Here is a 22,973-nt window from a genome sequence, read left to right on the forward strand (position 1 = left end):
CAAAACTCTTCGCCATCACTATCATTAGCCACTTCTTCTAAGAGGCGAGTGCATGACTAACGAGAAACGTAACCAGTCTGAGTTTATCCCTGTCTTTAAAACTTCCTTCCTTAAACCGCAATTTTGGGGGAAATGGTTAGCCATTGGCGTAGCCGGAGCATTGGCGTATGTACCTGCCACACTCCGTGATCCGTTATTAGGTAAACTTGGTAAATGGGTGGGTAAGCGAGCGAAGGGTGCTCGTCGTCGTGCGCAGATTAATCTTCACTACTGTTTTCCTGATCTTTCCGTGGCGGAACGTGAAAACATTATTGATGAAATGTTTGCCACCGCACCGCAATCAATGGTGTTGATGGCCGAGTTAGCGTTACGTGACCCGCAACGCGTTCGACAAAAGATTGTGTGGCATGGGAAAGATATTATCGAGCGCTATCAACAATCAAAGCAGAATGTCATTTTTCTCGTTCCCCATGGTTGGGCCGTCGATATTCCGGCGATGCTGCTTGCATCGGAAGGCCAAAAAATGGCGGCAATGTTTCACAATCAAAAAGATCCGCTTATGGATTATATTTGGAACCGTCTACGTCGGCGTTTTGGCGGTCGCATGCATGCTCGCAATGACGGGATCAAACCTTTCATTGCCTCAGTCAGACAAGGTTATTGGGGCTATTATTTACCTGATCAAGATCACGGACCTGAACACAGCGAATTCGTCGATTTCTTTGCCACTTACAAAGCGACGCTACCGGCTATTGGTCGGCTGATGAAAGTCTGTCGAGCTAAGGTCGTGCCACTATTTCCGGTCTATAACAGCCGTCGTCATCAACTTGAAATCTTCGTCCGTCCAGCAATGGATGACCTTGAACATGCTGACGATAAAACCTTGGCGCGGCGGATGAATGAAGAGGTTGAGTTTTTCGTTGGTCCGAATCCTGAACAATATACGTGGATCCTGGAGTTATTGAAAACGCGTCAAGCTGGTGAGGAAAAGCCTTACCGTCGTAAAGATCTCTTCCCCTACAAATAATGAAACAGCCGCCTGCGCGGCTGTATCGATTATTCGACGGTGATGACGCGCTGTGTATTGGTGGTACCAGTCGCACCCATCACATCTCCTTGTGTGACAATGACTAAATCACCGGTCTGCAGATAGCCTCTAGACTTAAGCAGTTTGACTGCATCGTGGACCGCCAGTAAGCCATCGGTATATCCGGAAATCGCAACGGGAGTCACCCCACGATAGAGCGCCGTGCTATTAAGTGTAGCTTCATGGCGTGAGAGGGCAAAGATAGGGAGCCCTGACGTGATACGAGATGTCATTAACGCAGTACGACCTGACTCGGTCATGGTGATGATCGCCGTTACCCCCTTTAGGTGGTTGGCTGCATACATGGCAGACATCGCGATCGCCTCTTCGATATTATCAAATTGAATATCTAATCGGTGGCGAGAGACATTCACTTTCGGGATTTTTTCGGCCCCGACACAGACATTCGCCATCGCCTGTACAGTCTCTGCAGGATATTGGCCGGCAGCTGTTTCGGCAGAAAGCATGACGGCATCTGTGCCATCTAAAACGGCATTAGCAACGTCCATAACCTCTGCACGCGTAGGCATCGGGTTGGTGATCATTGACTCCATCATCTGGGTTGCCGTGATACTGGCCCGATTTAATTGACGCGCGCGGCTAATAAGATTCTTCTGAATACCCACTAATTCAGGGTCGCCAATCTCAACGCCAAGATCGCCTCGTGCGACCATAACAACATCACTGGCCAGAATGATATCGTCCATAGCCGCTTGTGTCGCTACGGCCTCTGCGCGTTCGACTTTCGCAACTATTTTCGCTCGGCAACCCGCTTCTTCGGCCAGACGTCGAGCATAGCGTAAGTCATCACCACAGCGCGGGAAAGAGACGGCGAGGTAATCCACCCCAATTTTGGCCGCCGTAATGATATCGGCTTTATCTTTTTCGGTTAGGGCTTCAGCAGAGAGACCACCTCCCTGTTTATTAATCCCTTTATTATTCGATAGAGGACCGCCGACCGTGACCTCAGTTAAGATATTATCCCCTTCAACTGCAGTGACGCGTAATTGTACGCGGCCATCGTCCAGTAACAGAATATCGCCAGCTTTAACATCCTGAGGGAGTGCCTTATAATCGATTCCAACTTGCTGATGGGTTCCTTCACCTTTGGGTAACGACGCGTTTAAGGTGAAAAGATCCCCGATATTCAGGAAGATCTTACCTTCGCGGAAGGTGGAGATACGAATTTTAGGTCCTTGTAAATCACCGAGAATTGCGACATGACGGCCCAATTTCTTTGCAATCGCTCTGACATTATTGGCGCGTGTGAGGTGGTCATCAGCAGAACCGTGGGAGAAGTTGAGTCGCACGACGTTCGCCCCCGCTGCAATCACTTTTTCTAGGTTATTATCGCGGTCAGTGGCAGGGCCTAATGTGGTAACAATTTTTGTTCTTCTAAGGCGTGGTGACATGGACAACTCCAGTAAGATCATCAGTGAAGAGAAAAGCCAGTTGTTGAGAATAGGTATTACACTCAATATCGCAGAAAACGATAAATGCTCGCAATGATTTTAGGGTACAACTTTAGGAACCAGTTTAACAACCAATTAACGTGTCAACGGTAGTCGACATTGATTTCACACAGCAAACTGTTTACCTCACTACTGTAAACGCAGTAAAGTGGGCAATAATATGAATCTAATGAACTCCTTAGCGGGTTTTCGCTACTTTACGTTAGAACGAGGAAAATAAAATGGCGTCAACGCAAACAGTCCAGGCTTGCGACCTGGTAATTTTTGGAGCCAAGGGTGATCTGGCACGCCGTAAGCTATTACCTTCGTTATACCAACTGGAAAAAGCCGGCCAAATCAATGATGAAACGAAAATCATTGGCGTGGGTCGTGCAGAGTGGGATAAAGCGACCTACACGCAAGAAGTTAATAAAGCGCTTAAAACCTTTATGAAAGAGGAGATCGATCAAGCGATTTGGGAAAAACTAAGCGCACGCTTAGATTTTTGTAACCTAGACGTCAATGAATCGGCGCATTTCACGAAGTTAGGTAAGCTGCTAGACCAAAAAAATCGCGTAACGGTTAACTATTTCGCGATGCCACCAAGCACCTTCGGCGCAATTTGTAAGGGCCTGGGCCATGCGAAATTGAATGCTAAACCTGCTCGAGTGGTGATGGAAAAACCGTTGGGCACGTCTTTAGAGACGTCTCAAGAGATTAACGATAGTGTGGGTGAGTACTTTGACGAAAGCCAAGTTTTCCGCATCGACCATTATCTGGGTAAAGAGACGGTTTTAAACCTTCTCGCATTGCGTTTCGCCAATTCTATCTTCGTGAACAACTGGGACAACAAAACCATTGATCACGTACAGATTACGGTTGCGGAAGAAGTGGGAATCGAAGGGCGTTGGGGCTACTTTGATCAAGCGGGTCAAATGCGCGATATGGTACAAAACCACTTGCTGCAAGTGTTGACGATGATCGCTATGTCACCGCCATCCGACCTTACCGCCGCCAGCATTCGCGACGAAAAAATTAAAGTATTACGTTCATTACGTAAAATTGACCGCACCAACGTGCGTGAGAAGACCGTGCGTGGTCAATATACTGCTGGCTTTGTGCAAGGTAAAAAAGTCCCAGGTTATTTGGATGAAGAAGGGGCTAACAAAGCTAGCTCGACAGAAACCTTCGTTGCTATCCGCGTAGATATCGATAACTGGCGCTGGGCGGGAGTTCCATTCTACTTGCGTACTGGTAAACGCCTACCTGCGAAATGTTCTGAAGTTGTTGTTTACTTTAAAAACCCAGAAATGAATCTGTTTAAAGAGTCTTACACGCAACTTCCGCAGAACAAGCTGACGATTCGTTTACAACCGGATGAAGGGGTCGATATCGAGATCCTGAACAAGGTGCCAGGGTTAGACCATAAACATAAGTTGCATACGACTAAACTAGACCTAAGTTTCTCCGAAACGTTTAACGAAAGTCATTTAGCCGATGCCTATGAACGTTTGTTATTGGAATCTATGCGTGGGATCCAAGCCTTGTTTGTTCACCGTGACGAAGTTGAAGCCGCGTGGACATGGGTTGATTCAATCATTGACGCCTGGGAGAAGGATGGCGAGTCGGCCAAACCTTACCAAGCGGGTACTTGGGGACCCGTTGCCTCGGTTGCCATGATCACCCGTGATGGGCGTTCTTGGAACGAGTCTGAAACCCCATTAGAGTAATCGATAACCGCCAGCTAGACTGGCGGTTTTTTTTAGCTAGCGTCAGAGACCTCAATGGATGCAGCGCTGGCTAAAGCGACTGAGACGGCCTTCTCGACGGTCTCCTCTATCGCCAAGGCCACACCTAACCGTCTACGTCCCGCAATACTTGGTTTAGCAAAGAGTCTGATTTGTTGACCCGCCGCCATCGCTTTTTCAAGTCCAGTAAAACTCACTGCTTCGCTGTGGAGTGTCGGTAAAATAACTGCGGAAGCCGAAGGCCCATATTGACGAATATGACCGATAGGTAATCCCAAGAAAGCACGGACATGCAGAGCAAACTCAGAGAGATCTTGGGAGATAAGCGTGACTAGGCCGGTGTCATGCGGACGAGGAGAGACTTCACTGAAGATGACGTCATCACCTCGCACGAATAGTTCGACACCAAATAGGCCAAAACCTGAGAGGGCGGTAACGACTTTTCTAGCGATCTCTTGTGCACGGGCTAAGGCAATGTCGCTCATTTGTTGCGGCTGCCACGATTCGCGGTAATCTCCTTCTTCCTGCCGATGCCCGATAGGTGCGCAGAAATGAATGCCATCGACGGCACTGACAGTGAGGAGGGTAATTTCGAAATCGAATTCCACTAACCCTTCAACAATAACTCGGCCCGCACCCGCACGACCCCCTTGTTGAGCATACTCCCAGGCAGCATCGCACTGATCGCGGTGGCGAAGTAGACTTTGACCTTTACCAGAAGAGCTCATTATGGGTTTGACGAAACAAGGGAATCCTATGGCCTCGACCGCCTGCAGGAATTCGTGTTGCTGGCTAGCAAAACGGTAGCGGGAGGTCGGCAGCGCCAATTGCTCTGCCGCTAATTGCCGAATACCTTCACGATTCATGGTGAGTTGAGTGGCCCGTGCGCAAGGCACCACGGTTACGCCTGTGGCTTCCAACTCTACCAGAGTCTCAGTCGCAATAGCCTCGATTTCCGGTACGATAAAATCAGGCTGTTCCAGAGCGATCACCGATTTTAAAGCTTCGCCATTCAACATATCGATGACATAGGCGCGGTGGGCGACGTGCATCGCAGGGGCGTTTTCATAGCGATCTACGCCAATGACTTCAATACCTAACCGCTGGCATTCGATAGCGACTTCTTTCCCCAACTCCCCACAACCCAATAACATCACTTTGGTTGCATTTTCACGTAACGCGGTGCCGAACTTTCGCATAACACTTTCCCAAGCTAAAAAATAATCGCCAATAAGTTTAAACGAAAACGTTTGCGTTAGCACGTCCAGCGATAAACACTGTAAAACAGGTAAGGCCTAAAGAAACATGCGATAATAAGGATATCACTCTCTCAATCGGTAGCTAACACCATGATGACTCCTCCTCAAGCCCGACGAATCCCATTCTTTCACCGAATGCACGGTGAAAAACGCGAAGATAATTTTGCCTGGCTGCGCGATGATGAGCGCGCGGATCCCGACGTTATTGACTATCTGGTGGCTGAAAATCAGTGGTGCGAGCAACAACTGGCCCCGCTCGCCGACCTTGAAGCGACGCTCTATGAGGAGATGACCGCGAGAATTCCCGGCAATGATCATTCGGTTCCTTTTTTGAAATCGGGGCATTGGTACCAACAGCGCTACCAGCAGGGGGATGACTATCCTCATTGGGTATGGCGCAACGATACTGAAAGCGCATCCTGGCAAACCTTATTGGATTGTAATGAACGCGCTCGTCACGCTGAGTATTACGAGTTGGGTGCATTAGAAATCACGGCCGATCATCAATATATGGCGGTGACGGAAGATTATCTGTCACGACGGGAATATGTGTTACGAATTCAACGATTGACCGACCAAACCTGGCTAGACACAGTGATCGAAGGAATTTCCCCTTCGATTGTTTGGGCCAACGATGGCCAGACGCTATTTTATATCAAGCAGGATCCCCAGACCTTGTTACCTTGGCAGGTTTGGCGTCATAGATTAGGCACTGATCCGGCAGCGGATTGTTTAGTTTATGAAGAACAAGATGATAGCTATTACGTAAGCTTAACTGGGAGCAGCTCTGAACAACGACTTTTCATTGTGTTAGAGAGTTCGACGACGAGCGAGGCATGGGTTATCGATGCGGACAAGCCACACTTAGCCCCGCGTTGCATTATCCCTAGACGTGAAAACCATGAATACAGTATCGATCACTTCCAAGGGCATTATTATCTTCGCTCAAATCGAGAAGGGCTTAACTTTGGGCTGTATCGTTGTGTTGATACTGAAGCGACTGAGGATGGCTGGCAGCAAGTTATTGCTGTATCTGAAGAGCGTATTATTGAAGATTTCCAACTCTTTAACGACTGGCTCGTTACGGAAGAACGCCTGCAGGGTAGAGTGGTTCTCTGCCAATATACGCTTACGGGAGGGCAGCGATTGCTATTACCGAAGCAGGCCGAAAATGGCGTGGTATGGATTGGGCATAACCCTGATGCTAACAGTACAGGCTTACGTTTTGGTTATAGCAGCCTGACCACGCCGACGACAACCTATGAATGGGATCTTAACACTCATCGCTTAACGCTGTTAAAGCAAGTCCATATTCCGCTTTATGAGGAGAGCGATTATGAAAGCGATTGGCGGTGGTTAACCATGCGTGATGGCGTTCAGGTACCAGTATCCCTCGTTTGGCGTAAGGACAGTCTACAATCCGGTCAGAATCCACTGCTGGTCTATGGCTATGGCGCATACGGGGCGGCGCTAGAGGCTGACTTTAGCTTCACGCGTCAAAGCTTACTCGATCGAGGATTTATTTATGCCATGGTGCATGTGCGCGGCGGAGGGGAGCTTGGCCGCGCATGGTACGACGCCGGACGGCTTGGCAATAAAATGAATAGTTTTTACGATTTTATTGACGCGACAGAGCAACTGTTGGCACAAGGCATTGGCGATCCGCAACGCTGTTATGCTATGGGTGGAAGTGCGGGGGGACTATTAGTGGCGGCGGTAAGTAACATCGCGCCGACCTTGTTCCACGGTATTCTTGCGCAGGTTCCCTTTGTCGATGTGGTCAGCACCATGTTAGACGAAAGCATCCCTCTGACTACCGGTGAGTATGAAGAATGGGGCAATCCTAATAGCGAGGCAGACTATATGACCATTAAAGCCTACAGCCCGTACGATAATGTCCGTAGACAAGATTACCCTCACCTTTTCGTGACGACAGGCTTACATGATTCACAAGTTCAGTATTGGGAGCCTGCGAAGTGGGTGGCTAAGCTTAGAGAACTGAAAACCGATGATCATCAATTGCTACTGTACACCGATCTTGATGCAGGACATGGTGGGAAATCCGGGCGCTATCAAGCCTATGTTGATATCGCTCGGGAGTGCAGTTTCTTGGTCGGCTTATCCAGCGGAATATGGCCTAACTCTTCAGTTTAGGTTCATAGGGTAATCGTGACAACGTCACAGAAAGCTGGCGATAGGTCGTCAGTTTTTCTTGAAAGTGCGCACGTAAGGACTCGGGTTGCTCGTTTTCGATATGAATTGGTATCACTGGCATATTGTAACGCTCTTTAAAGGCGACCCCAGCGGCGGCTAACTCGGTATTCAGTTGATCTTTCGCTTCTGCACTCAGTACAGCGAGATTGTATGTCATGGTGAAGTGTTCCTCCTCGGCAGGTAAGCGTTTAAAACTGATGCTTTCTTCTGCCACTTGAATGCGTCATTTGCTACACTGTGCGTTAAGTCACATGGCGGTTTTATTATTACGAATTTAAGGCACTATTCCAATGAAAAAACTCTTATCCGTACTTTTACTTACTCTGATTAGTAGTCAATCCTTTGCTTCTGAAGTGATTACGGTGAGTCGACGCGAAATCGGTAAGCAACAGTGGCCGCTCACCCGAGAAGAGATTATGTTACGTTGCGATAAGGATGGTGGCCTCTTTGCTATTAATGACAGTACGCTTATGCAATACCCGCTGAATGCCATTGCACAACAAAATGTTGATCAGAGAAAAAGCCAAGGTCAGCCTATTACATTGATTCAGGCCGATGATCCTCAACAGCCAGGCAAAAAAATGGACCTCTCACCGTTAACGTCTCGCGCTCAAGCTTTGTGTGGGCAGTAATTATTCAACGACTTAACCGTTAAGCGTAGTAACACTGATTCAATTGAAAGGGGGTCGATTAAGGCCCTCTTTTCTTTCCTATAACGTTGATCTTGCGCAAACCATTGCGAGTTACTCCTCTCGTCTTAACGTCCAACCCCTTAGAATTAGTAGTCAGCTAGCACACTTTTCTTATGCTCGCTCTATACAAGGGGATCGGTATGCATTCTAAAATCAATTGTAAGGTGATTATTTGGGCGACTCTGTTAGCAGGATTTATGAGTTCGTTGGTTAAATGGGGATCAGAAGTCAATATGCCTCCGCGCGTTGCAGGTGAAATATCCCCACCCGGTGCCCATATTGATGCCTGGCTAGGGTGGGCAGGGATAAATCAGCATTCGCTTGACTACCTTTATCAGGGAAATTCTGTTTTGGGGGCGGTAACGCTCTACCATTGGTTATTTAGCTTTGTCTTTGCTTTTGTCTATGTTGCGGGTGCCTATTACTGGCCGAAGATCCGTATGGGCTATGGCGTAGTCTATGGTGTAGTGATCACGGTGGTGATGCATGGCTTTCTTATCCCAGCGTTGGGATTTCGTCAGCCAATTTATGATGAGGGCAAAACGGGGTGGTTATGGAACCTTAATGGTTATGAGCTGTGGAGTGAAATTATTGGGCATATCTGTTGGTCAATGAGCATTGAGTTTAGCCTGATTGCCGTATTAGCACTCTGCGCTCAGCCCATCAAAGGGACGTGGCGTCGATAACACAAGTCGACACCGAATCGTAATAGGGTTCGGTGTCGAAAGCAGCTTTAGGGCTTAATCGGTGTGGACGCCACTGGCGGCGTGCTCTCTTCGAGTTTTTCACCGTTTTTCTCTTTCTCTTTTATCTCTTTTTTCACCCACGCACGGTCTTCTTCTGTCAGTTCTGAGGCATGTGTATTACTACTGCTTAATAACCAATAGAGCATCGCCAGTTGTGTCAGTCTTACACCACTGTTGCCCCGAGTGTTAATCGCATTTTTAAGCCGTTGCGATGGCGCCTGTTGGCTAAGGGAACGGTACTGTTCTGCTCCAGGAATACCTTTTTTACCTGAGGCGGCAGCATTCTGTTGCGCCGTCGGCGCGGCTGTGGCGGTAGGAGGAGTCTTTTGCTGCACTGGGCGTTTAAACATCTTCGACGACCCAAAGCCCCTTGATGAGAACGAACGCGCGTCGCTAAAGGTGGAGACGGTCATTAGTAGAGCAGGCAACAAGATGAGTAGGGGGCGGGCAATTTTTTTCATTATAGTTCCCAGAAGATAAAAAGAGTCAATAAGGGCAGTAGTGGACCCTGTAAGATGAGGACTGGGAGATTATACCAAGATAGTGCTGAACGGTTGCGGGTACCAATGTAAAGATTCACAATTATCCTCAAGGCCTGGTGGGTAAGTTGACGTAACTTTGAATTTATTGACATTATCCACCACCTCATATTCGAGCTATGGTAAGCCTTAGGTTTAGCTATACCTGTAAATGATATAAGCGGCTTGATAGAGAGGGTGTTAAGTGAGTCTACGATAGAAGCAAGGTTGATTTGGAGACCTTACATACTCACTTGAATCATATGCTCGCAAACTGGAACCTAAAAAATTATAACCACAATGATTGGTTTTATGGAACGGGTCAACTTCCTAAATGGTTGGGGTATTCCCTAGGTTCAGATTGATTCCTTTGTATCTACGCTCAGCAACATCAGCAACATCAGCAACATCAGCAACATCAGCAACATCAGCAAAGCCGTCCTCGCTTGTAGCTATGCATCCCGATGCGTTTATTACTTATTTGAAAGATGGAGGTTAGTTGAATGGTATATGAGCCTTGCTTATAAACGTATATAGTTAAATTTAACAGCCAAAGATTTTATGACCTCGCTAAATCTCTATATTAGTGATGATTTTCTTAAACTGCCTGAAACTGCGAGTGCTTTCAATTGAGTAGATTGCATATCTCGTTATCCGCGTAATACAGTTACTTCAGCTTAACTTTTTTATGTGCAAATGAAAAATAATCAAAGTATTAGTGTTCTCCATTTATGCGCACCACCTCAATACTGTCGAGGTGATATTTAGGAGCTTAGGATCAAAGTACTTTGGGGGCCCTTGATATTAATGCTGACCCTTTCACTGATTAGCGTTTGATTTCATAAGATCGATAACAAACGCCAGTGACGTAATCAGAGTTGACTATTTTTTATTAATACATGCGTAACCGACATTCCCCACCTATTGGCCACACTTACTTAAATAATGGTCCATTACGAACCAGCTCCCTAGGCAAGCTATTTTTAATTCGCTGATTAATTATTTTTGCCAGTCCTAACACCTGTTGCTGATAACTGATTAAACATTCTCCTTTAGGCAAGGGTGTCTCCGGATAAATATCTCGACCTCGATACCATTCAGCGGCTTGCTCGGCTGTCAGTTCGACCGTGGTGGTGGTGGCGTTAGCGAGGGCGGTTATCGCTTCATGATGCCAGCGATATCCCTTGTTGTGTATATCTGCTAATCGGAAACCAAGGCGTGAGAATTTAACCTTACCCATTAGCGGTTCGAGCGTTTTTGGGAATAGCCAGAGTTCTTTATCCCTTTGCCAGAGACTGAGCGAACTCTCCCATTTGATACCGATAGAGGCAGCTTGCTCAATGATAAGGTGTTGCGTTTTAGTTGGCAGCGGTTGGAAGGGAAGCTTACCCACCTTAAAACCTGGATGAGGAAGGGGATCTAAGCTACGCGTTTTACGCAGGCTAGCCACGAAAAATCCTTCACTATCAAAACGTTGTGGGAAAACATGAAGATAGCCTTCTGGCGTCGCCACGCGTTCTGCGCCTGGGAAGAGTGAGGCTAACGATTCGATCTCAACCGCATCTGGAAAAGTAGAGGAAAGTGACGCAATGACTTGCTGATTTTCAATGGTGTTAAGTGTGCAGGTGGAGTAGATCAATCGACCACCGGGTTTCAGTGCATGAAAAGCGCTCACTAAGAGTTCACGCTGAGTTTGCGCAATCTCTTCTGTGCTTTCGAGGCTCCAATGAGTGAAAGCGTGAGGATCTTTACGGATCACACCTTCACCTGAGCAAGGGGCATCTAACAATATTGCATCGAACTGTTCCGGCAAGGAGGCACCAAACACACGCGCATCAAAATGGGTCAGCGCTGTATTGACCACGCCACAGCGGCTGATATTGGCGTGTAAGACTTTAACTCGACTTGCCGCATACTCGTTAGCAACAATCAGACCCTGATTAGCCATTTTTGCAGCGATTTGCGTCGTTTTAGAGCCCGGTGCTGAGGCCATATCCATCACTCTACACGGCATCTCTTGCGCAGCAAATAGGGCCTGCACGGGCAACATCGAACTGGGTTCTTGAATGTAGAATAGACCACTTAGATGTTCTGCGTAGCTTCCTAAGGGGATTTGCTCATCGTTAACCTGAACCCAAAAACCTTCCTCGCACCAAGGCACCGGTGTGAGTTGCCAAGGATAGTCGGCAGTTAATTCTAGGAATTCTGCGACACTGATCTTTAAAGTATTGACCCGAATAGCGCGTCGAAGAGGGCGTTGACTGATCGCGATAAAATCTGCGAAATCATCTTCGTTGGGTAGCGCCTGACGCATGAGTTCGAGAAATTGGGCGGGAAAATCGATAGCTTCAGTACTCACAATGGGTTCCATGGCGGCAAAAGCTTAGTCTAGCATGAACACGGGCAGGAATTCTGCCCGTGTAGTAGCGATTATTCTTGGCGAGGAATAGCAGTTCCCCACTTTTGCCAACCGTCTGGCGCTTCATCGCGTAATAGGAAGTGTTTATTCGATTCCGCTTCAGGGGCTAGAGGGACAGTTGGTGGTGTCGCGAATTGAATACCTCCACGAATAAATTGTTGGAAGGTTCCGGTTTTAACCACACCACCGGTTAGGCCAAAATCGAGCGAGTAGCCAGAGGCCAACCAAAATACGGAGTTATTACGTACCAGGTGCTGATAACGTGTACTGATGCGCATCGCTATCTGTACCCGATCGGCTAAGTTCCCCAGAGAGGTGCCGGTGACGGTACCGACCTCAACACCACGGTACAGTACCGGTGTACCGACGGTAAGGGTTCCCGCATCTGGCGCATCGACATAGACGTTCAAACCATCTAAGTAGCGTGAATCGGTAATTGTATCCTCTTGCAGCTCGAAACTGCGGCGTATGCTGCCTGTACCCGGGTCGACATTAACATAAGGCTGCAACAGTGATTCTAAGTGGTTGACACCGTTAGATGATATTTCCGGTGAGACCACAGAAAATTGACTACCACTGCGGGCGAAATGTTGATCATATTCAGGGTAGAGCACTGCTTTCGCCTCAACTTGGTGTAAGTTCTGGCTGAGTGACAGGCTCTCAACTTGGCCAACATTAATGCCTAGATATTTGATGGGCATCCCTGCAGCCAATTTACTGCCATCGAAAGTATGGAAAGTAATTTGACTGCCGACTGCGTTCGCCGCATTACGGCTGGCAAAAAGCTCCCGATATTTACCTTTCTGCTTCGTGACCCCTGATAAGCTATCGAAGCTGATTGCACCTTTTAAAGCACGATTCAATGGAGTGGCCTGTACGGTGATACCGTTAGAATTAAACTGAACTCGCGCGCCCCCTTCGGCCCAGAACACGCTCGAATTGGTGATCAGTTTCCGGTATTCCGGTACGATATGCACAGACACAATAAAATTGTCTGCATTCGGGGTAATATCGACAATTTCACCGACTTGGTAACGGCGATAAAGTACTACGCTACCCGCTTGAATATCCGGTAAGCTTGTGGCGATAAGTTTCAACGTCACCGAGGGTTTATCTCCCTGAGTGTTGTCTTTTGCCGCATCGTCGTCAGCATAGAGAGGATAACGTGCGCTCGGTTGACCTTTCTTTCCGGTATTCACTCGGATACCGCCTTGAATCCATTGTTGTGGGGGGGCACCCACCATCTTCAAGCCATCGAGGCCCATGCGAATTCGAATCTGACTGTCGGCGATAAACTGGCTATCGGCATGAATAAAATGACGATATTGCGGTTCAACCGAGACTTGGAACGCCACGCCGTGGTCCGTCAGAGTGCGTTGTGCAATTTTACCAATCGGCACCCCATTAAGAATGAGGGGTTGACCTGCATCGATGCCGTAGCTATCTGGTGCGGTCAATTGAAGCGTTAGGCTATTGGGAACCTGTAACAGTGATTGGCTGGCAGGTAACACGGTAAATTCGGTTGCCGCTTCACCTTCACCTGGAATTAATTGTAAAACAGTACCCGCCAGCAATGAACCGACAGAGAGGTTTCCACTTTGTAAACTAGGCTGACGCATCTCAATACGTGTCCCCGTCCGCATTAAACCTACCACGCTCGGATCGACCGTCAGCTCACCGGTGACATGTTGTTGGTCGGTAAGATTGAGGTGAGTCAGCGTTCCGACTTGCAGGCCTTGATACATTAAAGCCGTTGAACCTGCGGTGAGGTTGTCAGCACTGGGTAACTTTAAGGTAAAATTAACCCCTCGCTGACTTTCGGCAAGATTAGGATAGAGTTCATAACGCTGTTGATTGCGTGCTGCCTCTGAGTCTTGAGGCGAGTCAAAGGCAATGGCGCCATTAATCAGCGCTGGAACGCTAGTGAGATTAACATTTACACCTGATGCCCCTAATTTCGCCTGAAGTCCTGAAACGTTCCAAAACCGGCTATTTTTCTTTACCAGTTGCGTGTAACGTCTTTCAATCAGTACGTCAATGAGAACGCCTTTGCCTTGTGGGGCAAAACTGTAATCATAAACACGGCCTACAGGGACTTTTTGATAATAGACTTGAGAACCGGTGTTGAGTGAACCTAAATCATTCGCGTGTAGTTGGATGATCAGACCACCGTTATTGACGATATTTTTCGGCTGACTATCAGACGCAGTAAAATTGTCAGTTGAGGCGCCATCTCCTGGCATCATACCGATATAGTTACCGCCGACCAAAGCATCTAACCCTGACACACCCGCCAACGATGCCTGAGGGGTGACTAGCCAAAATTTCGTGTTCGCGCGTAGTGCATCCTTCATACTACTTTTGATACTGGCTTTAATTTTTATGACGCGATAGTTATCGGTCAGAACGATATCCTGCACAGTACCAATTTCTACGCCTTGATAGCGAATAGGCGTGCGGCCAGGTACAATACCGTCTGCCGTATGGAAGTTAATGGTGATTGTCGTTCCACTTTCTTGATAATTTTTCCAAAGAAGCCACCCAGTGATCAGGATAGCCACGATGGGGAGAAACCAAAAAGGGGAAAGACGGCGCTTTTTCATAACCGTGGCGCTAATCGGTGTATTCGGCGTTTCCTGTTGCATGGGCATCCCAGAGTAAGCGGCTATCGAGCCATTCTACGGATAGAATGGTAAGAAAAACAGCGGAACCAAAATAAAGCGCAGCTGGTCCCATAGTAAAAGCAAGCAGTTGATCTCGATCCACGAGTGACATCATCAACGAAATAACGAACAGATCGAGCATCGACCATCTTCCAATCCATCTTACTGCCCTTAGCAATCGCACCCGAGTTTTAAGGCCTTGTTCACAGCGCATAGCAATGCTGATTAATAGTGCGAGCAAAATAATCACTTTACTAATTGGCACCAAGATACTCGCCGTAAAGACCACCATTGCCACAGGGATATTGCCACTGGCGAGCGAGAAGATTCCAGAGAAAATCGTATCGTCTTGACGGGCACCATTTATATAGATGATTGAAATAGGTAATAGATTGGCTGGGAAAAGAAAAATAATCGAACTGATTAACGCTGCCCAAGCTTTCTGTAAGCTATAAGGGATGCGCGGTGCCCATTTGACATGGCATCGCGGACAGCGCCCGCGATCATCATTTTGGCCACTATAATGACAATAGATACAGCACTTAACGTCTTCAGGCCGTAAGGCTTGACGTGGCTGAGGGTAAAATTTGTGCCACAGACTTTCGACATCAAGATGGATAATTAATAAAAGGTAGAACAGGGTAAGGCTGATAAAAGCGACTAAGCCATAGCCAGCAAAGAGATCTGCGTAATCCTTAACCTTGATCGCGGCCACGATAACCCCGATCAAGTAGATATCGAACATAATCCACTCTTTAAGCTTATCTAACACCAACAGGACTGGGCGTAGGTTCATCCCCAAATGTTTACCTACCGCCAGGTAAATGAAACTGAGCGCTAGCACCAGAGGGGTACCAATGACACAAAAACAGACCATTGCTGCGGTGAGAATATCGCCCTGATTGACCATCTGCATGATCCCCGCCAGCATACTGGCACTGATAGTCATGCCGAGTAGACGAATTTCAATAAGGGGGAGGGTCCAAGCAAGCGGCATTAGACAGAGCATTAGACAGGCCAAGCAACATAGTCGAGAAAAAGACCAATCTTTGCCCGTCGCAACTTTTACTCGGCATCGCGGGCAGTAGGCAACATCACCTCCCTTTAAAATGGGGCGGTGATATATATGGTCACACTCTCCACAACGTTTGAGGTCAGTGAAGGTTTCAGGAGAACTGATAGCGGTAATTTTCATCGCGCGTTATCGGTAATTATCGTTACAAAGCATAAAATTTTCATTGTTAGGTAATTAGGTCTGCTATAGTCGTTGAAAACGTAATGTATCAGAAGTTCCCTGAGTAAGAATATAAGCATAGTTGAGCGCTAGGCGATGTCTATTTCTTTTACTTGTTCATGGTTCCTTCGCGATTCATCAATGACACTGTATGGTTGGAAAATGAGTAAGTCAGAATTTTATCAAGATATGTCCCGAGATCTTGGCGCCCTGAACAGCGGTGAGCGAGCCTTTTTGCCTATTCTTGCGAATTGCAGCGCATTAATGTTCGAAAGAATGCCAGGGCTAAATTGGGTGGGTTTTTACCTGCTCAGTGAGCAAGACACCTTAGTGCTTGGCCCGTTTCAAGGTAAATTAGCTTGCGTTCGTATCCCAGTAGGGAAAGGCGTATGTGGCACAGCTGTGGCGACCGGTGACGTGCAACGAGTCGCTGATGTTCATCAATTTAGTGGCCATATCGCCTGCGATTCCGCCAGTAATAGTGAAATTGTTTTACCGCTGCGTTGTCATGGGGAAATTATCGGTGTGTTAGATATCGATAGTCCGCATTTTTCGCATTTTGATCATGAAGATGAAGCGGGTGTTCAATCTGTAGTGAATACACTTGAGACCCTACTCTCAGCCACAGAAATTTCTCTTTTTTTACAACAATTAAAAGGTAATTTCGCTGAGGCATAGCAATTAGCGCTGTAGTCATTATAATGACGCTTGTTCATGCCTGCGTTGGTCGGCAAAACCGTTGTAATCAGGAAATTTCATGGAAAATCAACCTAAGTTGAGTAGTAGTAAAGAAGTCATTGCATACCTTTCACAGCAATTTCCAAGCTGTTTTATTGCAGAAGGTGAAGCAAAGCCGTTAAAAATCGGTATTTTTCAGGATTTAGTCGAACGTATTCCGGCTGAAATGAATTTGAGTAAAACTCAGCTTCGCTCAGCGTTGCGTGTCTACACCTCGAGCTGGCGTTACCTTTACGGGATCAAAGCTGGCGCGACCCGTGTTGATCTTGATGGTAATGCATGTGGAACGCTGGAAGAGCAACACGTTGAGCACGCACGTCAGCAACTGGAAGAAGCGAAAGCGCGCGTTGCGGCACACCGTGCAAAACAACGCAGTGAAGCTAAAGCTGATGACGCAGGTAAAGCTGAACGCCGCCCACGCAAACCTACAGCCCGTAAACCTGCTGCACAGAATGCGTCCGCAACGGACAATAAATCTCGCAAGCCTAAGAGCGATTCGCGCCAATCATCCCCTGCTGAGGGTAAACCAGTGACTGATATTTCGGTCCTGAAAGTGGGTCAACCGATTCGCGTGAAAGCAGGTCTGAGTGCCGTCGACGCTACTGTTCTTGAAATCTCTAAAGAGGGAGTTCGGGTCCAATTAGCGTCAGGACTGGCAATGATTGTACGCCCAGAACATTTGCAGTTCTGAAACGGAGAGTGACCCAGGCATGAACACCAGTTTTAAAGTAAGTTTACTTGTCGCCACTCTGTTTATGGGTAAGGCGTTTGCTGCTGATCCAATCACACGTGAAGATCAGATCCCACAATTACAAGAGCAACCGCAACAAGTTACGGTAAGTCAGCGTGTCACGGCACGCTTTACTCAGTCGCATTATCGGCAAATCACGTTGGATGCTGCGTTTTCAAATAAAATTTTTGACCGTTATCTGAATATGATCGATTACAGTCATAATATTTTGCTGAGTAGCGATATTGCACAATTTGCTGACAAAAAGTCGCAAGTAGGCCAAGAACTGGAGTCTGGGAATCTCGACACGTTTTATCAGCTATTTAACTTGTCCCAGCATCGTCGCTTTGAACGTTTACAATATGCGCTGAGCGCATTAGCTAAACCAATGAATTTCACCTCTCATGAATCGATTGATTTGGACCGGAGCAAAGCGCCATGGCCAACCTCGACCGAGGAGCTGAATAAATTGTGGGACGCGAAAGTGACCTACGACGAGCTCACCTTAAAGCTCGCAGGGAAGAATGAACAAGAGATCCGCGATACGTTAACACGACGCTATAATGCGGCGTTGCGTCGCGTATCACAGACGACTAGCGAAGATGTTTTCCAAACGGCTATGAATGCGTTTGCGCATGAGATCGATCCCCATACTAATTATCTTTCACCGCGTAACACTGAACAGTTTAATACCGAAATGAGCTTATCCTTAGAAGGGATTGGGGCGGTATTACAGATGGATGATGATTACGCGATGATTAACTCGATGGTTGCAGGCGGCCCAGCGGCGCGGAGCAAGGCATTGAGCATCGGTGATAAAATTATCGGTGTCGGCCAAGTCGATCAACCGATTGAAGATGTCGTGGGTTGGCGTCTCGATGATATCGTCGAAAAAATTAAAGGGCCTAAAGGAAGTAAAGTTCGTTTAGAGATCCAGCCTGCAACGAAAGGCAGCAAAACGCGTATTATCACACTGACGCGTGAACGAATTCGTTTAGAGGACCGTGCCGTACAGGGTTCTGTTCATCAAGTCGGTAAGAACAAAGTTGGCGTACTGGACATTCCCGGTTTCTACGTCGGCCTTACTGATGATGTTAAAGTACAGTTGCAAAAATTGCAGAAACAACACGTCGACAGCATTGTCATTGACTTACGGACTAACGGTGGCGGAGCATTAACTGAAGCGGTATCCCTCTCAGGCCTCTTTATCCCCTCAGGTCCAGTTGTTCAAGTTCGTGATAATACTGGGAATATTCATCAAGACAGCGATGATGATGGGGTGGTTTATTACAATGGTCCATTAGTGGTGCTGGTGGATAGATTCAGTGCCTCGGCCTCTGAAATATTCTCTGCTGCGATGCAAGACTACGGTAGAGCCTTGATTGTCGGCGAGCCGACTTTCGGCAAAGGAACGGTTCAACAATACCGTTCATTGAATCGTATTTATGACCAAATGCTGCGTCCAGATTGGCCTGCATTAGGCTCGGTTCAATACACCATTCAGAAATTCTACCGCATCAATGGCGGCAGTACACAGCGTAAAGGTGTCACGCCGGATATTCTGATGCCGACAGGAGTTGAGGCGATTAAAACGGGCGAGAAATACGAAGATAACGCTCTGCCTTGGGATAGCATTAAAGCAGCGAGTTACTCGCCGATGGCAGACTTACAGCCTTACGTCGCCCAGCTACGTCAAGAGCACGATGCGCGTATTGCCAAAGACCGTGAGTTCCAATATATCATCAAAGATATTCAACGTTTCGATGCGATGAAAGACAAGATTAATATTGTTTCGCTGAATTTGGCGGAACGTCAAAAAGAGAGCAAAGAAGAGGATGCTCTGCGTTTAGAGCGTATCAACGCGCGTTTCCAAGCAGAAGGGAAAAAACCTCTTGCTTCGTTAGACGCACTGCCGAAAGACTATAAAGAGCCTGACCCTTATCTTGATGAGAGTGTCGCGATTGCTAACGATCTTGCCAGCGCGGAGAGTAAAAACCCGCCTGCTTCAATGGCGACTGAGAAGTAATTTATAAGTCTACGATAAACCCGCTTCGGCGGGTTTTTTTATAATGATCTCTCAGCATGTCAGTTAAATCAGACAAACAGCGAGAAGTGTATGACAAAATGTAAAGTTATGTCTTTTCAGTAGGATATACTGGCTCGCCTCTTGAAAACTCTTGGTAACAGCCTAGGATAGTGCCCAATAAGTTTTGGTTCTGTCTTCAAGGAAATATAAACGTCTATGATGCGTATCGTGTTGTTCCTCTGTACTAACCTCGCTGTTATGGCGGTGTTCGGTATCATTCTCAGCTTAACCGGCATTCGTTCGGCCAGTATTCCCGGCCTCCTGATTATGGCGGGCTTATTTGGCTTTGGTGGGTCGTTTATCTCACTGTTAATGTCTAAATGGATGGCGTTGCGCTCAGTAGGCGGTGAAGTCATCGAGCAACCGCGTAATGAAACCGAAAGATGGTTAATGCAGGTGGTGAGTCAGCAATCTCAACAAGTCGGAATTACTACGCCTCAAGTTGCCATTTATCACGCACCCGATATTAATGCCTTTGCCACGGGGGCGAGAAAAAATGCGTCCTTAGTTGCCGTATCAACAGGGTTGTTGCAAAACATGAATCGCGATGAAGCAGAAGCCGTTATTGCTCACGAAATTAGTCACGTCGCGAACGGTGACATGGTCACCATGACCCTGATTCAAGGGGTAGTGAATACCTTTGTCATTTTCATCTCACGGATTATTGCGCAGGTGGCATCGGGCTTCCTAAGCTCAGACCGTGAAGAGGAGGGTAGCAACGGTAACCCTCTGGTCTATTTTGCAGTCGCTACCGTCTTAGAATTAGTATTTGGTATCCTCGCCAGCATCATTACTATGTGGTTTTCACGTCATCGTGAGTTCCATGCTGATGCGGGATCTGCGAAGTTAGTGGGGCGTGAAAAAATGATTGCGGCATTGGAGCGTTTGAAAACCAGTTACGAGCCACAAGAGCCAGGCACGATGGCTGCATTTTGTATCAATGGTAAGCAGAAAAGCTTGAGCGATCTTTTTATGTCACACCCACCACTTGACAAACGTATCGAGGCGCTGCGTCAAGGTCAATATATCAAGTAATTAGGGTTTACATTTCCATATTATCATTGGTTTTTCGTAATAAGGGGCAGCGCTCAGACGCTGTCTCTGATGCATAAAGATAGTCTGCGTTAATCAAGCCTCTACCCGTGAGATATTCACAACGAAGATTAAACCCCGTTTTGTCCGCTTCGCGGTAGGTCAAAATGCCATAATCCGACACCATCATTATCGCCCAACCCCCGATAACTACGATTAATAGTCGCGTTAGCATGCTTGTCGATTTCCTGTCAGTAATTTGAGCTAGGGATGTAGCATGCCTTTGCCTGTTACAATAATCGATAAGAGATAACTGAAAGAATCCCGTACAATAATCCTGATGATTAAGTAGAGTAGAGCGAGTAGAATGAGCGCAATTTTAATGAAGATGGGTAGCAGGTTGAAAAATGAATGAATTGGTCGCTGGCGGCGGGAGCTATATGTTACCTGCGCTATTCGGTATTGCAGTGGTCTTTTTCTGTGTCGTGGTTTTTATTTCAATGCGCAGAGCAGTAAGAGCTAACGATCAGATTTTATTATTGGAAGCTTTACTGCGCGAACAGCGTAAACAAACTAAAGTGTTACAGCAGCTGGTGGAATTAAGCTGCGAACCCGAGGTTACTGAAGCTGACGTCGAAAACACGCCTGAGCTTGCAGTAGAGGAGCCTTCACATCTCACTTTCAGCGCAGAACGCTAAACATTTAGCAAGCGTTTGCTCAGTTGACAGTAGCAATGGGCAGAATATTTTTAATCGTCTTAATGAGTCGTGAAATTAATGATAAATTTTTAAAATGCTTATCCATAACTTTTCGGAAAAAAGCCCTTGCCATTAATAAAGTTATATGTGATAACAATTATTAGGATAAACGAGAACAGCCAGTTGTTGTAAAGTTTTTTGGTAAACCAGTTACGAGTCAGTAAGGTCACTTAGTCTTGTCTGTTGCCATTTAAGAAAACCACTTCATACACTATTTCTCGATTTTCTGTGTCAACTGCCTCTGGGCAACTATTATTTTAAAGGAATTGGTAAAATGGCAAAGATTAAAGGTCAGGTTAAGTGGTTTAACGAATCTAAAGGTTTTGGTTTCATCACCCCTGCAGACGGTAGTAAAGATGTATTCGTACACTTCTCCGCAATTCAAGGTAACGGTTTCAAAACTCTGGCTGAAGGCCAAAACGTTGAGTTTGAAATTCAAGATGGACAAAAAGGTCCAGCAGCAGTAAACGTCACTGCTATCTAATTCTCGGTTTACCGAAGCAATTATGAATCCCCGCTTATGCGGGGATTTTTCTTTGGTTTATCCCTTGAAAACGGTAAACTGCGCGGCTCAGATTATGCTTGGAGCCTATTTTGTATATTTGTCCATTATGTCACTCCCCCTTAACAGCAGACTTAAATGGCTACGCTTGTGAAAATCGCCATCGATTTGACCGGGCAAAAGAGGGTTATATCAATTTACTGCCTGTTCAGCATAAAGGGTCGAAAGATCCTGGTGATAGCCCAGAGATGATTCAAGCACGTCGGCAATTTCTCGAGGAAGGACATTACCAGCCTCTACGTGACCAAGTGGCTGAACTACTGGACCGCTACTTACCCTCTACTTCTGCACCGAATATTGTGGATTTAGGCTGTGGTGAGGGCTATTACACCTCTGCATGGCTCAAGTCTGATCGTCAGGTGTATGGTGTGGATGTCTCCAAGTTCGCGATAAAATCAGCAGCCAAGCGCTATCCAAAAATCCAGTTCAGCGTGGCATCGGGCTACCGTCTGCCGTTTGCTGCGGCCTCTTTAGCGGCGATAATTCGCATTTATGCACCGAGCAAAGGTGAAGAGTTAATGAGGGTTTTATGTCCGGGCGGAATTCTGATTACGGTTACCCCTGCAGCGCGCCATCTTTATCAATTTAAAGCGTTGATCTACCAAGATGTGCAACTGCACGAAGACAAAGTAGAGACTCTTGAAGGATTTGAGTGTTTACTCGAGAAAAGATTACATTATCCTTTAGCGCTTTCGGCCCCCAGTGCAACGCAGCTACTGCAGATGACCCCCTTTGCATGGCGAGCGAGTGAGCAGGTTTGGCAAACGCTAAGGGAATGCGATAGTTTTGGATGCGAAACGGATTTTAAAATTACGGTGTGGCGAAGAACAGAAGGGGCATGATATTCGTTAAAATGTAAATGTAAGCAAACATTTTGACGAATAGATTGCACCTGATAAAGTACCATTTATTACTATAACTAGGAGTATAGGTTAATCCCACATTATGGATCGTCACCGAGGTCTTTTTCTATTTCCCACACCGCAGTCACTACTCTGCACTCACTCTTTATCTCATCAAGAGCTTAACACTCTTC

21 protein-coding genes are annotated in these 22,973 nt (G+C 46.9%); 13 read left to right on the forward strand and 8 right to left on the reverse strand.

Annotation, left to right across the window (positions count from 1 at the left end; all coding sequences use genetic code 11):
• Positions 1–52 precede the first annotated feature (52 nt).
• Positions 53–1,027, forward strand: coding sequence for a lauroyl-Kdo(2)-lipid IV(A) myristoyltransferase (lpxM, locus tag MKR94_RS00165; RefSeq protein WP_241644882.1), 975 nt, complete (start codon positions 53–55; stop codon positions 1,025–1,027).
• A gap of 29 nt (positions 1,028–1,056) precedes the next feature.
• Here the strand turns inward: lpxM and pyk are convergent, their stop codons facing one another.
• Positions 1,057–2,499: a pyruvate kinase gene (pyk, locus tag MKR94_RS00170; protein WP_241644883.1), complete on the reverse strand. Its 1,443-nt coding sequence runs from the start codon at positions 2,497–2,499 to the stop codon at positions 1,057–1,059.
• Between the two features lie 281 nt (positions 2,500–2,780).
• Between pyk and zwf the strand changes: the two genes are divergently transcribed.
• On the forward strand, positions 2,781–4,268 hold the full coding sequence (gene zwf / locus MKR94_RS00175) for a glucose-6-phosphate dehydrogenase (RefSeq protein ID WP_241644884.1): 1,488 nt from the start codon (positions 2,781–2,783) through the stop codon (positions 4,266–4,268).
• Between the two features lie 32 nt (positions 4,269–4,300).
• On the opposite strand, the gene purT is transcribed toward zwf, so the two are convergent.
• Positions 4,301–5,485, reverse strand: a complete 1,185-nt coding sequence (gene purT, locus MKR94_RS00180; RefSeq protein ID WP_241644885.1) for a formate-dependent phosphoribosylglycinamide formyltransferase — start codon at positions 5,483–5,485, stop codon at positions 4,301–4,303.
• Positions 5,486–5,635: 150 nt separating this feature from the next.
• On the opposite strand from purT, the gene MKR94_RS00185 reads away from it, so the two are divergent.
• Positions 5,636–7,699 carry a S9 family peptidase gene (locus MKR94_RS00185; RefSeq protein WP_241644886.1) on the forward strand — a complete coding sequence of 688 codons (2,064 nt, stop codon included), beginning with the start codon at positions 5,636–5,638 and terminating at the stop codon, positions 7,697–7,699.
• Here MKR94_RS00185 and MKR94_RS00190 read toward each other — a convergent pair.
• Complete coding sequence (locus tag MKR94_RS00190) at positions 7,683–7,916, reverse strand: DNA polymerase III subunit theta (RefSeq protein WP_048913150.1); 234 nt, start codon at positions 7,914–7,916, stop codon at positions 7,683–7,685. The two genes, MKR94_RS00185 and MKR94_RS00190, sit on opposite strands and share 17 nt — an antisense overlap.
• A gap of 133 nt (positions 7,917–8,049) precedes the next feature.
• Between MKR94_RS00190 and MKR94_RS00195 the strand changes: the two genes are divergently transcribed.
• Entirely contained in the window at positions 8,050–8,391 is a 342-nt protein-coding gene (locus tag MKR94_RS00195) for a DUF2511 domain-containing protein (protein ID WP_214216355.1), read from the forward strand.
• Between the two features lie 200 nt (positions 8,392–8,591).
• Positions 8,592–9,137: a DUF1440 domain-containing protein gene (locus MKR94_RS00200; RefSeq protein WP_241644887.1), complete on the forward strand. Its 546-nt coding sequence runs from the start codon at positions 8,592–8,594 to the stop codon at positions 9,135–9,137.
• 47 nt (positions 9,138–9,184) lie between these two features.
• Here the strand turns inward: MKR94_RS00200 and MKR94_RS00205 are convergent, their stop codons facing one another.
• A complete protein-coding gene (locus MKR94_RS00205) occupies positions 9,185–9,658 on the reverse strand; it encodes a hypothetical protein (RefSeq protein WP_241644888.1) in 474 nt (157 codons plus the stop codon).
• 290 nt (positions 9,659–9,948) lie between these two features.
• Between MKR94_RS00205 and MKR94_RS17085 the strand changes: the two genes are divergently transcribed.
• Positions 9,949–10,080 carry a DUF2268 domain-containing putative Zn-dependent protease gene (locus tag MKR94_RS17085; protein WP_422047478.1) on the forward strand — a complete coding sequence of 44 codons (132 nt, stop codon included), beginning with the start codon at positions 9,949–9,951 and terminating at the stop codon, positions 10,078–10,080.
• Between the two features lie 569 nt (positions 10,081–10,649).
• Here the strand turns inward: MKR94_RS17085 and rsmF are convergent.
• The 3 genes from rsmF to yebS form a co-directional block, all read right to left on the reverse strand.
• Positions 10,650–12,074, reverse strand: a complete 1,425-nt coding sequence (rsmF, locus tag MKR94_RS00210; RefSeq protein WP_422047479.1) for a 16S rRNA (cytosine(1407)-C(5))-methyltransferase RsmF — start codon at positions 12,072–12,074, stop codon at positions 10,650–10,652.
• 71 nt (positions 12,075–12,145) lie between these two features.
• Complete coding sequence (locus MKR94_RS00215) at positions 12,146–14,779, reverse strand: PqiB family protein (protein WP_241644890.1); 2,634 nt, start codon at positions 14,777–14,779, stop codon at positions 12,146–12,148.
• Entirely contained in the window at positions 14,748–15,992 is a 1,245-nt protein-coding gene (yebS, locus tag MKR94_RS00220; protein WP_241644891.1) for a membrane integrity lipid transport subunit YebS, read from the reverse strand. The genes MKR94_RS00215 and yebS overlap by 32 nt, the downstream gene beginning before the upstream one ends.
• A 201-nt stretch (positions 15,993–16,193) precedes the next feature.
• On the opposite strand from yebS, the gene MKR94_RS00225 reads away from it, so the two are divergent.
• The 4 genes from MKR94_RS00225 to htpX all read left to right on the forward strand — a co-directional run bounded on the left by MKR94_RS00225 (position 16,194) and on the right by htpX (position 20,620).
• A complete protein-coding gene (locus tag MKR94_RS00225) occupies positions 16,194–16,709 on the forward strand; it encodes a GAF domain-containing protein (protein WP_241644892.1) in 516 nt (171 codons plus the stop codon).
• Between the two features lie 79 nt (positions 16,710–16,788).
• A complete protein-coding gene (gene proQ / locus MKR94_RS00230; protein ID WP_099822756.1) occupies positions 16,789–17,460 on the forward strand; it encodes an RNA chaperone ProQ in 672 nt (223 codons plus the stop codon).
• A gap of 19 nt (positions 17,461–17,479) precedes the next feature.
• Complete coding sequence (prc, locus tag MKR94_RS00235) at positions 17,480–19,525, forward strand: carboxy terminal-processing peptidase (protein WP_241644893.1); 2,046 nt, start codon at positions 17,480–17,482, stop codon at positions 19,523–19,525.
• 216 nt (positions 19,526–19,741) lie between these two features.
• Complete coding sequence (gene htpX, locus MKR94_RS00240; RefSeq protein WP_241644894.1) at positions 19,742–20,620, forward strand: protease HtpX; 879 nt, start codon at positions 19,742–19,744, stop codon at positions 20,618–20,620.
• A gap of 7 nt (positions 20,621–20,627) precedes the next feature.
• Here the strand turns inward: htpX and MKR94_RS00245 are convergent, their stop codons facing one another.
• A complete protein-coding gene (locus MKR94_RS00245; protein WP_241644895.1) occupies positions 20,628–20,852 on the reverse strand; it encodes a YobH family protein in 225 nt (74 codons plus the stop codon).
• 172 nt (positions 20,853–21,024) lie between these two features.
• Between MKR94_RS00245 and MKR94_RS00250 the strand changes: the two genes are divergently transcribed.
• From MKR94_RS00250 to rlmA, 3 genes are all read left to right on the forward strand, one after another.
• Positions 21,025–21,315, forward strand: a complete 291-nt coding sequence (locus tag MKR94_RS00250) for a YebO family protein (protein ID WP_241644896.1) — start codon at positions 21,025–21,027, stop codon at positions 21,313–21,315.
• A gap of 334 nt (positions 21,316–21,649) precedes the next feature.
• Complete coding sequence (cspE, locus tag MKR94_RS00255; RefSeq protein ID WP_001062678.1) at positions 21,650–21,859, forward strand: transcription antiterminator/RNA stability regulator CspE; 210 nt, start codon at positions 21,650–21,652, stop codon at positions 21,857–21,859.
• Between the two features lie 107 nt (positions 21,860–21,966).
• Entirely contained in the window at positions 21,967–22,779 is an 813-nt protein-coding gene (rlmA, locus tag MKR94_RS00260) for a 23S rRNA (guanine(745)-N(1))-methyltransferase (RefSeq protein ID WP_241645289.1), read from the forward strand.
• Positions 22,780–22,973 lie beyond the last annotated feature (194 nt).

The organism is Rosenbergiella metrosideri, assembly GCF_022602565.1.
GTDB classification, from domain to species: Bacteria; Pseudomonadota; Gammaproteobacteria; order Enterobacterales; family Enterobacteriaceae; genus Rosenbergiella; species Rosenbergiella metrosideri.